The sequence below is a fragment of the Streptomyces sp. NPDC093795 genome (genome assembly GCF_044764665.1).
In the GTDB taxonomy this organism is placed as follows: Bacteria; Actinomycetota; Actinomycetes; order Streptomycetales; family Streptomycetaceae; genus Streptomyces.
The window spans coordinates 48,113-61,831 of record NZ_JBIWIO010000009.1 but is presented as its reverse complement, the minus strand read 5'-3'; the positions used below and the strand labels follow the sequence as shown (position 1 = coordinate 61,831).

The following is a 13,719-nucleotide window of genomic DNA, read 5'->3' as shown; positions in this document are numbered from 1 at the left end:
AATACCGCTACGTTCACCGCACTCTCAGCCGTCACGCGAAAGGCGCTCCTATGCGTTCCGGGAACGGACGACACCGTCGCCCCCGTCAGGCCCCCGCCATCGTCGTCGCCGCCGGTGTGACCGGATCCGCGATGGCGCTGCCGCTGCTCGCCGCCGGATCCGCCTCCGCGGCCGACGCCGCCACCTGGGACCGCGTCGCCGAGTGCGAGTCCGGCGGTCAGTGGAGCGCCAACTTCGGCAACGGCATGTACGGCGGGCTCCAGTTCACCCAGGACAGCTGGGAGCGGAACGGCGGCCTGGCGTACGCGCCCAGCGCCGACCTGGCCAGCCGGGCCCAGCAGATCGCGGTGGCCGAGAAGGCCCTCGCGAAGGGCTCCGTCGAGTGGGCCACCTGCGCGCCGATCGCCGGTCTGACGAACGACGGCACGGCCACCGGTGTGGACCCCGGCCCGACCTCCGTCCCGAAGACCCCCACGGGCCCGGTCGTCGAGTCGAACCGTACGGCGGGGCTGCCCGGGGCCTCCACGGGGACCCCGGAGACCACGAAGGGGGCGACGGGCACGGTCACGCCGACCGCTCCCGTCACGCCGGCCCCGCCCACCGGGCCCGTCTCGCCGACGGCCCCGGTCTCGCCGACCGCTCCGGTGAGCCCCACCGCACCGACCGGCTCGACCACCCCGACCGCCCCGAGCGGCTCGACCGACCCGGCCGCGCCGGTCGTCCCGGTCAACCCGGTCGTCCCGGTCACCCCGGTCACGCCCGGCACCCCTGACGCCTCCGTCACGCCCGGTACGCCTGGTTCGTCCGTAACGCCCGGCACTCCGGAAGGTGACGCGTCGTCGGCCACGCCCGGCACCGGCAAGCACCGGGGCGATGCCGCACCGGAGGAAACCGGCAAGGTGGACACTTCACCTGAATCGGGTAGACATGCTTCATCCGAGAACAAGCTGACCGAAAGCCCTCTCGCCACGACGCCGGTTGACGCGGCGAAGGATTCGGGCGCAACGGACAGTCAGGACACTTCGGGCGCGTACACCGTGCGGCCGGGCGACAGCCTGTCCGACATCGCGCAGGCGAACGAACTCCCCGGAGGCTGGACCGCCCTCTACGACGCCAACCGGCGCACGGTGGGCATCGATCCGGATCTCATCCTCCCTGGTCAGAGCCTCGATCTGACGGACGGTCCGGTTTCGACGGCCAAGTGATTCGGGCGGGAATGTCCGGTTCTGGGCAAGTGAGACATGAGTCTCTTCACCCCAACTGGCGTGTCCCGTCCGTAACCTTTGCCCCCGTCACCTCTCACCTGCACAAACACCACCTTCCGGAAGCCAAGTAGGGGCGATATTTCCGCAATACGCCTCTTTGAACTTCCGGTGGGTCTGTGTCTACGGTCGTCACCGCTCGCCACCGCGGGCCCCGTCGACCGAAACGCCGAATCCTGCCGTCGGCCGATGGGAACAGTCGTCGCGTAAGCGCCGAAGGCAGGAGTGGGGGACCCAAGGTAAGTGCCGGTCCCGGCCGTTGAGAAAGACGGCCGATGATCGGCTTGGGGTGAAGCCGCGTGCTAGGACACGCGGCCGGGCAACTTTCCGGCCCGAACCCGACAGCTCACCTCACAGGCGTCGGTGAGGAGAATCTCCATGCTGTTTTCCGGCAAGGGCAAACACCGCCGTCCCTCCAAGGCCACCCAGGTCGCCACGCTCGTCGGCGTCACCGGTGTCGCCGTCGCGGCCCCGCTGCTGACCGCGGGCACCGCCTCGGCCGCCACGGCCTCCGAGTGGGACCGCGTCGCCCAGTGCGAGTCCGGCGGCAACTGGTCCATCAACACGGGCAACGGCTACTACGGCGGCCTCCAGTTCTCGGCCTCCACCTGGGCCGCGTACGGCGGCACCGCCTACGCCTCGACCGCCAACCAGGCGTCGAAGTCCCAGCAGATCGCCGTCGCCGAGAAGGTCCTCGCGGGCCAGGGCAAGGGCGCCTGGCCGAGCTGTGGCGTGGGCCTCTCCGGAGCCTCCTACGACGGCGGCTCCGCCGAGTCCGCCCCGCAGCAGGAGGAGCGGAAGGCCGAGCAGCCGACCACCCGCAGCGAGCAGCGCCAGGCCCCGAAGAAGGCCACGCAGCAGGCCCCGCAGGAGCAGGCCCCGCAGCGCGAGGCCGCGCCGCAGGCCGCCAAGAAGACCGTCACCACCCCGACCGGCAAGAAGGTCGAGAAGGGTGACGGCGAGTACAAGGTCGTCTCCGGCGACACCCTCAGCACCATCGCCCAGGCGCACGGCGTCAAGGGCGGCTGGGCCCAGCTCTTCGAGCTGAACGACGAGATCGTCGACGACGCCGACCTCATCTACCCGGGCCAGCAGCTTCACCTGAAGTGAGCCCGGCGGTCCGCGTGAGTCCGGCGGCTCACGCGGCCCCACGACCCTCCCGCGGTGACCACCCCGGTCCGGCGCGCCCGTCCCCCGTGCGCGCCCGACCGGGGTTCCGTCCGTTCCGGGCCGCTCCTTGTGTCCGGGCACACCCGTCGAGGGACGACTGAGGAACGACCTGACGGTTACCGTCCAGTAGATCTGATGTCCTTCGTCCCGAAACGCATGCCCTTGGGTCCTTTTTCGTCCCAGGGGGCGGGCGCCCGGCTGGCCGGAGCCCCCGCGCCGGTTAGGCTCTTGTCGCAAGGCCGAGCGACCCCTGCACCGACCTTGCGTCACATCCAGCGTCACATCCCAGAAGGAGATGCTCGTGCCGTCCATCGACGTCGTCGTAGCCCGGGAAATCCTGGACTCCCGAGGCAACCCCACGGTCGAGGTCGAGGTCGGCCTCGACGACGGCAGCACCGGCCGTGCTGCTGTTCCGTCCGGCGCCTCCACCGGTGCTTTCGAGGCCATCGAGCTTCGCGACGGTGACCCCAACCGCTACATGGGCAAGGGTGTCGAGAAGGCCGTCCTCGCCGTCATCGAGCAGATCGGCCCGGAGCTCGTCGGCTACGACGCCACCGAGCAGCGCCTGATCGACCAGGCCATGTTCGACCTGGACGCCACCGAGAACAAGGGCTCGCTCGGCGCGAACGCCATCCTCGGCGTCTCGCTCGCCGTGGCCCACGCCGCCTCCGAGGCCTCGGACCTCCCGCTCTTCCGCTACCTCGGCGGCCCGAACGCGCACCTGCTGCCCGTTCCGATGATGAACATCCTCAACGGTGGGTCGCACGCCGACTCCAACGTGGACATCCAGGAGTTCATGATCGCCCCGATCGGCGCGGAGTCCTTCTCCGAGGCCCTTCGCTGGGGTGCGGAGATCTACCACACGCTCAAGGGCGTGCTGAAGCGCAAGGGCCTCTCCACCGGCCTCGGCGACGAGGGCGGCTTCGCCCCGAACCTGGAGTCGAACCGCGCCGCCCTCGACCTCATCATCGAGGCCATCAAGGAGGCCGGCTACACCCCGGGCACCGACGTCGCGCTCGCGCTCGACGTGGCCGCGTCCGAGTTCTACAAGGACGGCTCGTACGAGTTCGAGGGCAAGTCCCGCTCGGCCGCCGAGATGACCGAGTACTACGAGGAGCTCGTCTCCGCGTACCCGCTGGTCTCCATCGAGGACCCGCTGTACGAGGACGACTGGGACGGCTGGAACACCATCACCTCGCGCATCGGTGACAAGGTGCAGATCGTCGGCGACGACCTGTTCGTCACCAACCCCGAGCGCCTGGCCCGTGGCATCGAGGAGGGCTCCGCGAACGCCCTCCTGGTCAAGGTCAACCAGATCGGCTCGCTGACCGAGACCCTCGACGCCGTCGAGCTCGCCCAGCGCAACGGCTTCAAGTGCATGATGTCCCACCGCTCCGGCGAGACCGAGGACGTCACCATCGCCGACCTCGCGGTCGCCGTGAACTGCGGCCAGATCAAGACCGGCGCCCCGGCCCGCTCGGACCGCGTCGCCAAGTACAACCAGCTGCTGCGCATCGAGGAGATCCTCGACGACGCCGCGGTCTACGCCGGCCGCAGCGCCTTCCCGCGCTTCAAGGGCTGAGCTTCTTCCTGAAGCCGCTTCCGTACGTCCCCGTACTCGGTCCCGTACCGTGTGCGGGGACGTCCGCGTGAACAGGGGAGGCGACACGACATGGCCGCGAAGGACCGGGACCGGTTCTCGACCGCGACCCGGATCAGGCTGCTCGGCGAGCAGACCGCCGCCCGTGTCTACCGCTCCCAGACCCGCCGCCAGGCCCGCCGCTCCCGGCTCACCGGCCGCGCGGCCTTCCTCGCCCTGGTCGTCTGCTCCCTCGTCGTGGCACTCGCCTACCCCATGCGGAGCTACGTCTCCCAGCAGGGCGAGATCGCCGAGCAGGAGCGCAGGGCCGCCGGGGCGGCCCGGCGGGTCGAGGAACTGAAGGACGAGAAGGCCCGCCTCCAGGACCCGGCCTACGTCCGCCGCCTCGCCCGCGAGCACCTCCACTACGTGCTGCCCGGCGAGACCGGATTCACCGTGAACGATCCCGGCGCGGAGCAGCGGCCCCGCGCCGACCAGGGCGCGGCGGACCGCCCCTGGTACGACAACCTCTGGGACGGCGTCGACCACGCCGACCGTCCTTGAAGCCCGAAACGACCTGACGAGCAAGGCAGACATGGAAACGCCCCCTCCGCAGACCGAACGCACCGAGCCCACCGAGGCGGACATCGCCGCCTTCGAGCTCCAGCTCGGCCGGCCGCCCCGCGGCCTGCGCGCCATCGCGCACCGCTGCCCGTGCGGCAACCCGGACGTCGTCGAGACCGCGCCCCGGCTTCCCGACGGCACGCCGTTCCCGACCACGTACTACCTGACCTGCCCCCGGGCGGCCTCGGCCATCGGGACCCTGGAGGCCAACGGGGTCATGAAGGAGATGCAGGCCCGGCTCGCCACCGACCCGGAGCTCGCCGCCGCCTACCGGGCCGCGCACGAGGACTACATCGCCCGCCGTGACGCCATCGAGGTCCTGGAGGGCTTCCCGAGCGCCGGCGGCATGCCGGACCGGGTCAAGTGCCTGCACGTCCTCGTCGGCCACTCGCTGGTCGCGGGCCCGGGCGTGAACCCGTTCGGCGACGAGGCCCTCGCGATGCTGCCCGAGTGGTGGGCGAAGGGCCCGTGCGTCACGCCCTGCGGGGAAGAGAAGGAGACCGCGGAATGACCCGGGTCGCCGGAATCGACTGCGGTACGAACTCCATCCGCCTCCTCGTCGCCGACGTCCACCCGGAGACGGGTGAGCTGATCGAGCTGGACCGGCGGATGACCATCGTCCGGCTCGGGCAGGGCGTCGACAGGACGGGCCGGCTCGCCCCCGAGGCCCTGGAGCGCACCTTCGCGGCCTGCCGCGCGTACGCCGAGGTCATCAAGGAGTTCGGCGCCGAGCGGATCCGCTTCGTCGCCACCTCCGCCTCCCGCGACGCCGAGAACCGCGACGAGTTCGTGAACGGGGTCGTGGAGATCCTCGGTGTCGAGCCCGAGGTCATCACCGGCGACCAGGAGGCCGAGTTCTCCTTCACCGGTGCCACCGGCGAGCTGCACGGCACGGAGACGTACCTCGTCGTGGACATCGGCGGCGGCTCCACCGAGTTCGTCACCGGCAACAAGCACGTCGAGGCGGCCCGTTCCGTCGACATCGGCTGCGTCCGCCTCACCGAGCGGCACGTCCGGCACGACCCGCCGACCGCCGAGGAGGCCGACGCGATCCGCGCCGACGTCCGCGCCGCCCTCGACCTGGCCGCCGAGACCGTGCCGATCGGCACGGCCGGGACCCTCGTCGGGCTCGCCGGCTCGGTCACCACGGTCGCCGCGATCGCGCTCGGCCTCCCGGAGTACGACTCCGAGAAGATCCACCACGCCCGGATCTCCGCCGCCCAGGTCGCCGAGGTCACCGACCGGCTGCTCGCCTCCACGCACGACGAGCGGGCCGCGATCCCCGTCATCCACCCGGGCCGGGTCGACGTGATCATCGCCGGGGCGCTCGTCCTGCGGGAGATCGTGGAGCGCGTCGGGGCCCACGAGGTGGTCGTCAGCGAGCACGACATCCTCGATGGGATCGCCCTATCCGTGGCATAGCGGGCGTCTATCGAGCCTCCCGGCGACACCCCGTCGGGAAAGTTCGTGAAGTTCTTCACAAGGAAAAGGGCCCTGATGGCGTCCGAGGGGGGTCTTCAGGCCGCCTTCAGCCCCTCCGAGGGGTGCCTCAGGGCCCTTTCGCAGGCGCGGAGGCCGATTCGCTCGATGTTTCCATCGTGTGAACGGGCACTCCGGTTCAGCGTTAACGGCCGCTCTCCGGTCCAGTTCACAAGGGGTGAACAACGTTCGCCCTTGCATCCCGGTTCCTTTGCAGCACCATGACATGGATCACGTGGGCGGCGGAGTGTAGCAGAGGTACCCGGAGAGCTTGTGAAGGGGCGCACGAGCACCCCCCTCTGGAGGGGTGGATACTCGATCTCATGAGCACCACGGAGCGTCCCAGGATCCTCGTAGTAGGCGGCGGGTACGTAGGCCTGTACGCAGCTCGGCGCATCCTCAAGAAGATGCGCTACGCGGAGGCGACCGTCACGGTCGTCGACCCGCGGTCGTACATGACCTACCAGCCCTTCCTCCCCGAAGCCGCCGCCGGCAGCATCTCGCCGCGCCACGTCGTCGTCCCGCTGCGACGCGTCGTGCGCGGAGCCGAGGTGCTCACCGGCCGGGTCACCACCATCGACCAGGACCGCAAGGTCGCCACGATCGCGCCGCTCGTCGGCGAGGCCTACGAGCTGCCTTTCGACTACCTCGTCATCGCGATGGGCGCCGTCTCCCGTACCTTCCCGATCCCCGGCCTCGCCGAGCAGGGCATCGGTATGAAGGGCATCGAGGAGGCCATCGGCCTGCGCAACCACGTCCTCGAGCAGCTCGACAAGGCCGACTCGACCACCGACGAGGAGGTCCGCCGCAAGGCGCTGACCTTCGTCTTCGTGGGCGGCGGCTTCGCCGGCGCGGAGACCATCGGCGAGGTCGAGGACCTGGCCCGTGACGCCGCGAAGTACTACCAGAACGTGTCGCGCGAGGACATGCGCTTCGTCCTGGTCGACGCGGCCGACAAGATCCTCCCCGAGGTGGGCCCGAAGCTCGGCCAGTACGGCAAGGAGCACCTCGAGAGCCGCGGTATCGAGATCTACCTCGAGACCTCCATGGACTCCTGCGTCGACGGCCACGTCGTGCTGAAGAACGGCCTCGAGGTCGACTCCAACACGATCGTGTGGACCGCCGGCGTGAAGCCCAACCCGGCGCTCGCCCGCTTCGGTCTGCCGCTCGGCCCCCGCGGCCACGTGGACTGCAACGAGAAGCTCCAGATCAACGGCCTCGACTACGCCTGGGCCGCCGGCGACAACGCCCAGGTCCCGGACCTCGTCGGCCGCAAGGCCGGCAACCCGAACGCCTGGTGCCCGCCGAACGCCCAGCACGCCCTGCGCCAGGCCAAGGTCCTCGGCGACAACGTGGTGGCCGGCATGCGCGGCTTCCCGCAGGCCGAGTACAGCCACGCCAACAAGGGCGCCGTGGCCGGCCTCGGCCTCCACAAGGGCGTCGCGATGATCGTCGTGGGCAAGGTGAAGATCAAGCTCAAGGGCCGTCTCGCCTGGTACATGCACCGTGGCTACCACGGCATGGCGATGCCGACCTGGAACCGCAAGATCCGCGTCTTCGCCGACTGGACCCTCGCGATGTTCCTCAAGCGTGAGGTCGTCTCCCTCGGTGCGATGGAGACGCCGCGCGAGGAGTTCTACGAGGCGGCCAAGCCCGCCCCCGCGCCGGCCGCCCCGGTGCAGGAGAAGGCCAAGGCCTCCTAGCGCACCCGCAGTACACGCAAGGCCGTAAAAGGGCCGTCCGCCATCCGTGGTGCGGACGGCCCTTCGCGTGTTTTCGCGGACGGATTGCGCTGCGGCGGGAGTGGAAATACCTACGGACGGTGTTCCCTTGGTGACGAGCATTTCTGGGGCACGAGATCACGGAGGTGTGCACCATGGCCGACGTCGCGTCGCGGCTGACGACTCTCGCCGAGGAACTCCTCGGAGGACCGCTCCCGGTCCGGCTGCGAGCCTGGGACGGCAGTGAGGCCGGACCGGTCGGAGGCCCGGTCCTCGTCCTCCGCGACCGCCGCGCCCTGCGCCGGATGATCTGGAAGCCCGGCGAACTGGGCATGGCCCGCGCCTGGGTGGCCGGGGAACTCGACGTCGAGGGAGACCTCTACGAGCTCCTCGACCGCCTCTCCGGGCTCCTGTGGGAGCGCGCCGAGGACACCAGGGGCCTGCTCGACTCCGTACGCGATCCCGGACTCCGCGCCGCCGCCCGTTCCCTGCTGCGGCTCGCGGGCCCGCTGCCGCCGCCGCGGCCGCCCGCCGAGGAGATCCGGGGCCGCAGCGGCGGCCGGCACACCCGGCGCCGCGACAAGCAGGCGATCAGTCACCACTACGACGTGGGCAACGACTTCTACGAACTGTTCCTCGGTCCTTCCATGGTCTACTCCTGCGCGTACTGGACGGCGGACGGCACCCTGGAGGACGCCCAGCGGGACAAGCTGGACCTCATCGCCCGCAAGCTGAACCTCGAGCCCGGCGACCGGCTCCTCGACGTGGGCTGCGGCTGGGGCTCGATGGCCCTCCACGCCGCCCGCGAGTACGGCGCCCGGGTCGTCGGCATCACCCTCTCCCGCGAACAGGCCGCGTACGCCCGCAAGCGGATCGCCGACGAGGGCCTGACCGACCTGGTCGAGATCCGCGTCCAGGACTACCGGGACGTCACGGACGGCCCGTACGACGCGATCTCCTCGATCGGCATGGCCGAGCACGTCGGCGCCGTCCGCTACCGGGAGTACGCCGACACCCTGTACGGGCTCCTCAAACCCGGCGGACGGCTCCTCAACCACCAGATCTCCCGGCGCCCCGAGCCCGAGGAGGAGGCGTACGAGGTCGACGCCTTCATCGACGCGTACGTCTTCCCCGACGGCGAACTCGCCCCGATGGGCCGCACCCTGAGCACCCTGGAGGACGCCGGCTTCGAGGTGCGGGACGTGGAGGCGATCCGCGAGCACTACGCGCTCACCCTGCGCCGCTGGGTCGCCAACCTGGAGCGGGAGTGGGACCGGGCGGTCCGGCTCACCTCGCCCGGCCGGGCCAGGATCTGGCGGCTCTACATGGCGGCATCCGCCGTCTCCTTCGAGCGCAACCGGATCGGCGTGAACCAGTTCCTCGCCGTGAAGACCCCGGTGTCGGGGAGGAGCGGGACGGCGCTGCGGCCGCGCGTGTGGAACGAGAAGGCGGACTGACACGGGGTACGGCGAAGGGCCGGCCTCCCCGGAGGGGGAGACCGGCCCTGTCACGCTTCCCGCGCTACTCGGCCTTGATGGCGGCGAGCATGTTCAGCCTGGCCGCGCTCCGGGCCGGCCACAGGGAGGCGAGGACGCCGACCAGGGCGGCCAGGACCAGGAAGATCCCGATCCGGTCCCAGGGCAGGACCAGGGCGTAGCCCGGCAGGCTGTTCTTGAAGGTCTCGCCGATGGCCCAGCCGAGGAACGAGCCGAGGCCGATGCCGACGACCGCGCCGAACACCGAGATGACCACGGCCTCCAGACGGACCATCCGCTTCACCCGGCGCCGGTCGAGGCCGATCGCCCGCAGCATGCCGATCTCCTGCTGGCGCTCGAAGACGGACATCGCGAGGGTGTTGACGACACCGAGGACGGCGATGACCAGGGCCATGGCGAGCAGGCCGTAGACGATGTTCAGGAGCATGTTGATCTGCCCGCCGAACAGGTCACGGATGTCCTTCTTGTCCATGACGGTGATCGCCGGGTTGTCACCCAGGGCCTTCGACAGGGCCTTCTCGTTGGCCTCGGAGGCACCGCCGTCCGTCGCCACGAAGATCTGCGGCGTGTGGGCCTGCTGCTCGTGCGCGTCGATCACCTTGTGGTCGATCAGGACGGGCGAGAGGAACTCGCTGTCCTCGTAGACCGCGCCGACCGTGAGCTTGCCCTTGACCCCGTCGAGGTACTCGACCGGGACGGCGTCGCCGACCTTCAGGCCGCGCTTCGTGGCGGTCTTGTCGGCGACGGCGATCTGTCCCTCGCCGAGGGTGGCGAGCGAGCCGTTCACGACGGTGACCTTGAGGACCTTCTCGATGGCGCCGGGGGTGACACCGGAGGCCGAGGCGAACTCGCCCTTGATCTTCAGCGCGCCGGACTGCTGCGGGGAGACCGCCGTGACGCCCGGCGCCTTCGCCAGGGCGGTCAGCGCCTCCTTGCTGAGGCCGTCACCGCTCGCCATGGTGATCATGTAGTCGGCCTTGATCTGGTCGACCGTCATCTTGTCGAGGGCCGTGCCGACGGTCGAGCCGAGCACCGAGAGACCGGTGACGAGGGTCAGGCCGATGGCGAGCGCGGAGGCGGTGGCGCCGGTGCGGCGCGGGTTGCGGACCGCGTTCAGGCCGGCGAGCTTGCCGGAGACCCCGAAGAGGTTCACGAAGAGCGGGCGGATCACGGCGATCACGGGCCGGGACAGGAACGGGATCAGCACGATCACCCCGATGAGGGTGAGGAACGCGCCGCCGCCGATGAGCATCCGGCCTTCGTCGCCGCCCTGGCCGGCGCCGAGCACGATGAGCACGGCGCCGAGCGCGGTGACGGCCGCGCCGATCGCGTTCCGTACGACGAGGGACTTGGCGTTGGGGGTCGCGTGCACACTGTTCATGGCGGCGACCGGCGGGATCTTCGCGGCGCGGCGGCCGGGCAGCCAGGCGGCGAGCATGGTGATGAGGACGCCGACGCCGAAGGCGGACAGGATCGGCGTGGTCCCGAGGACGAGGTCGCCGCCCGGAAGCTTCAGGTCGAAGGCGCTCATGGCCGAGCGGAGACCGACGGCCAGGCCGATGCCCAGGGCGTAGCCGACGGCGGAGGCGACCAGGCCGACGAGACCGGCCTCGGCGAGGACGGAGCGGGTGATCTGCTTGCGCGAGGCACCGACCGCGCGCATCAGCGCGAGCTCCTTGGTGCGCTGGGCGACCAGCATGGTGAAGGTGTTGGAGATGAGGAAGACGCCGACGAAGAGGGCGATGGCCGCGAAGCCGAGCAGCACCTGGTTGAGCGCGCCGAGACCGGCCTCGATGTCCTTGGCCTCCTGGTCGGCGAGGGCCTGGCCGGTCTGGGCGGTGGCGGCCTTCGGGACGACCTTCAGGACCTCGGGGACGAGCTTGTCCGCGTCGGTGCCGGGGGTGGCGGTGACGGTCAGGTCCTGGAAGAAGCCGGGCTTCAGGTAGAGCTTCTGGGCGACGGAGGTGTCGAAGAGGACCAGGCTGCCGCCGGCGTTGACGGCGCCGTCCTCGGTCGTGAAGACACCGGAGAGCGTGTACTCCTTGACGGGGCCGTTGGTGGCGACGCGGACGGTGTCGCCGACCTTGTAGCCGCCCTTGCCCGCGGAGTCCTCGTCGAGCGCGATCTGGCCGTCCTGGACCGGCCCGCTGCCCGTGGTGAAGGTGTACGCGCGGTCCTTGCCGTCCTTGCCGGGGGCGAAGTTGGTGCCCTTGTTGGACCAGCCGACGCCGATCAGCTTGCCGTCCTTGTCGGGCACACCGGCGAAGCCGTCGACGCGGGGGGTGACGGAGGCGACGCCGTCGAGCTTCCCGACGCGGTCGACGACCGCCTGGGACAGGCCGGGGGTCTTCTGGGCCTCCTCCTCGCTCGGGTGCATGCTGACGGCGACGGCGACGTCGTCGTAGCTCTTCGCGGACTGGCCGCGGAAGGCCTGGGAGAGGGTGTCGGTGAAGACGAGGGTGCCGGAGACGAAGGCCACGCCGAGCATCACGGCGAGGACGGTCATCAGCAGTCTCGCCTTGTGCGCGAGCACGTTGCGCAGGGCGGTACGGAACATGGGTGTGTCCTGAAGGAAAGGGGGAGGACGGGCGGGGGGCGGGGGGCTGCGCTACGGCGTCAGCTCGTACGGCCCTTGGCGTCGAAGGCCTTCATGCGGTCGAGCACGCCGTCCGCCGAGGGGTGCAGCATCTCGTCGACGATCCGGCCGTCCGCGAGGAAGATGACGCGGTCCGCGTAGGAGGCGGCCACCGGGTCGTGGGTGACCATGACGACGGTCTGGCCCAGCTCCCGTACCGAGTTGCGCAGGAAGCCGAGGACCTCGGCGCCGGAGCGGGAGTCCAGGTTTCCGGTGGGCTCGTCACCGAAGATGATCTCGGGCCGTGAGGCGAGGGCGCGGGCCACGGCCACGCGCTGCTGCTGGCCGCCGGAGAGCTCGGTCGGGCGGTGGGTGAGCCGGGCGGAGAGCCCGAGCATGTCGATGACCTGCTGGACCCACTGCTTGTCGGGCTTGCGGCCCGCGATGTCCATCGGCAGCGTGATGTTCTCCAGGGCCGTCAGCGTCGGCAGCAGGTTGAAGGCCTGGAAGATGAAGCCGATCTTGTCCCGGCGGAGCTGGGTGAGCTGCTTGTCCTTCAGGGTGGACAGCTCCGTCTCGCCGATCCGGACCGAGCCGGAGGAGAAGGAGTCGAGGCCGGCGACGCAGTGCATGAGCGTCGACTTGCCGGAGCCGGAGGGGCCCATGATCGCGGTGAACTCGCCCTGACGGAAGTCCACGTTGACCCCGTCGAGCGCGACCACCTGGGTCTCGCCCTGTCCGTAGACCTTCGAGAGATCCGTGGCGCGGGCGGCCACCGCGGTGGCGCGGGACACGGTGGGGGTGGTGGTCACGAGGGGACTCCTGTCACTGCGGGGCTGTTGCGGGAACCCCTCCATCGTGTCGAGCGTTCAGGGCCGGGGCGTCCGCCCACGTGCCCGTTCCCGGGGCAGCCTGGAGTCGGACCGGGAGCCCGGATCGTCCTCCTGAGGTATGACGGCGTCCCTGAGGGACGGTCCCGTGGCGACGTTCGGCCGACGTGACAGAAGTGCGACGACTTTTCGTCATTCCAGGGGGTGCGGCTTTGCGCCTGCGACCCCTGTCACAGTTTGGCGAAATGGCCCCCACCTGCACTGACGCACCCTCAGACGTCAATAAAATAAGACAACATCGGGCCGCCGTTCCGCTGAACGAGGGAAGCGCCCCGATAGGCTCATGTGCCAACGCGGAGCTTCGCGACGCCCGGATGGTGGAATGCAGACACGGCGAGCTTAAACCTCGCTGGCCTTCGGGCCGTACCGGTTCAAGTCCGGTTCCGGGCACCACCGGGCCCCAGGTGAGACACCTGCGGCCCGGCGCAGCCTCTCCCCTTACATCAGGCGGTCGAGCAGCCAGCTCCCGTACTCCTTGGAGAGCAGCGGGCCGCCCGTCTCCGCCTCACCCGACGTCGACTCGTCGACGTCGTCGTCCGTCAGGCCGTCGGTGACGCCGCTGTCGAGCAGTCGCAGGAGACGGGGCCGCCGGGGCCGGCCGCCCATGCGGTTGAGCTCGGCGCTCGCCAGGGCGTAGCGGGCGGCGAGGGCGCCGCGTCCGGTGCCGCCGACGGTCAGGGGCTCCTGGGGGCGGTGAACACTCATGCGGTGCCGTTGCGAAGCTCCCACGTGGCGTGCGGTGCGAGGGTCATCGGGTTCTCCTGAAGGGGGGTGGGTACCTGACAGGAGAAGCGTTGCGGAGCGGGACGTTCCGAAGGGGAGGAAGATCGGAAACTTGCGGGAAAAGATCCTCCCCGAGCACTAGAGAGTTTCTTTTGCCTACGCATTACTCTTGACGAGAGGCCGCGCACATGCGGCACGCC

At 70.2% G+C, this 13,719-nt stretch carries 11 protein-coding genes, 1 tRNA gene and 1 riboswitch; of the genes, 9 read left to right on the top strand and 3 right to left on the bottom strand.

Translation table 11 applies throughout. The features are described from left to right. The first annotated feature begins 50 nt into the window (after nt 1-50). The 8 genes from ACIRB7_RS23625 (at nt 51) to ACIRB7_RS23590 (ending at nt 9,292) form a co-directional block, all read left to right on the top strand. A complete protein-coding gene (locus ACIRB7_RS23625; protein WP_403602004.1) occupies nt 51-1,205 on the top strand; it encodes a transglycosylase family protein in 1,155 nt (384 codons plus the stop codon). Between the two features lie 258 nt (nt 1,206-1,463). Further along, nucleotides 1,464-1,637, top strand: a riboswitch (cyclic di-AMP (ydaO/yuaA leader). Nucleotides 1,638-1,640: 3 nt separating this feature from the next. Then, on the top strand, nt 1,641-2,372 hold the full coding sequence (locus tag ACIRB7_RS23620) for a transglycosylase family protein (protein WP_403602001.1): 732 nt from the start codon (nt 1,641-1,643) through the stop codon (nt 2,370-2,372). Between the two features lie 361 nt (nt 2,373-2,733). After that, nucleotides 2,734-4,014: a phosphopyruvate hydratase gene (gene eno / locus ACIRB7_RS23615; RefSeq protein ID WP_403601998.1), complete on the top strand. Its 1,281-nt coding sequence runs from the start codon at nt 2,734-2,736 to the stop codon at nt 4,012-4,014. Between the two features lie 90 nt (nt 4,015-4,104). Further along, complete coding sequence (locus tag ACIRB7_RS23610; protein ID WP_403601996.1) at nt 4,105-4,575, top strand: septum formation initiator family protein; 471 nt, start codon at nt 4,105-4,107, stop codon at nt 4,573-4,575. 31 nt (nt 4,576-4,606) lie between these two features. Further along, nucleotides 4,607-5,146 (top strand): DUF501 domain-containing protein, encoded by a 540-nt coding sequence (locus ACIRB7_RS23605; protein WP_403601993.1) that lies wholly within the window; start codon nt 4,607-4,609, stop codon nt 5,144-5,146. Continuing rightward, nucleotides 5,143-6,057 carry an exopolyphosphatase gene (locus ACIRB7_RS23600; protein WP_403601990.1) on the top strand — a complete coding sequence of 305 codons (915 nt, stop codon included), beginning with the start codon at nt 5,143-5,145 and terminating at the stop codon, nt 6,055-6,057. The genes ACIRB7_RS23605 and ACIRB7_RS23600 overlap by 4 nt, the downstream gene beginning before the upstream one ends. 380 nt (nt 6,058-6,437) lie before the next feature. Continuing rightward, complete coding sequence (locus tag ACIRB7_RS23595) at nt 6,438-7,817, top strand: NAD(P)/FAD-dependent oxidoreductase (RefSeq protein ID WP_403601987.1); 1,380 nt, start codon at nt 6,438-6,440, stop codon at nt 7,815-7,817. Nucleotides 7,818-7,990: 173 nt separating this feature from the next. Next, nucleotides 7,991-9,292: a class I SAM-dependent methyltransferase gene (locus tag ACIRB7_RS23590; RefSeq protein WP_403601985.1), complete on the top strand. Its 1,302-nt coding sequence runs from the start codon at nt 7,991-7,993 to the stop codon at nt 9,290-9,292. 64 nt (nt 9,293-9,356) lie between these two features. On the opposite strand, the gene ACIRB7_RS23585 is transcribed toward ACIRB7_RS23590, so the two are convergent. Then, on the bottom strand, nt 9,357-11,888 hold the full coding sequence (locus tag ACIRB7_RS23585) for an ABC transporter permease (protein ID WP_403601982.1): 2,532 nt from the start codon (nt 11,886-11,888) through the stop codon (nt 9,357-9,359). Nucleotides 11,889-11,947: 59 nt separating this feature from the next. Then, nucleotides 11,948-12,718 (bottom strand): ABC transporter ATP-binding protein, encoded by a 771-nt coding sequence (locus ACIRB7_RS23580; RefSeq protein ID WP_403601979.1) that lies wholly within the window; start codon nt 12,716-12,718, stop codon nt 11,948-11,950. A gap of 386 nt (nt 12,719-13,104) precedes the next feature. Between ACIRB7_RS23580 and ACIRB7_RS23575 the strand changes: the two genes are divergently transcribed. After that, a tRNA-Leu gene (locus ACIRB7_RS23575) sits at nt 13,105-13,189 on the top strand. A gap of 45 nt (nt 13,190-13,234) precedes the next feature. On the opposite strand, the gene ACIRB7_RS23570 is transcribed toward ACIRB7_RS23575, so the two are convergent. Continuing rightward, the gene (locus tag ACIRB7_RS23570) at nt 13,235-13,501 is read right to left on the bottom strand and encodes a hypothetical protein (RefSeq protein ID WP_403601976.1); all 267 of its coding nucleotides are present in this window, start codon (nt 13,499-13,501) and stop codon (nt 13,235-13,237) included. Nucleotides 13,502-13,719: the final 218 nt, after the last annotated feature.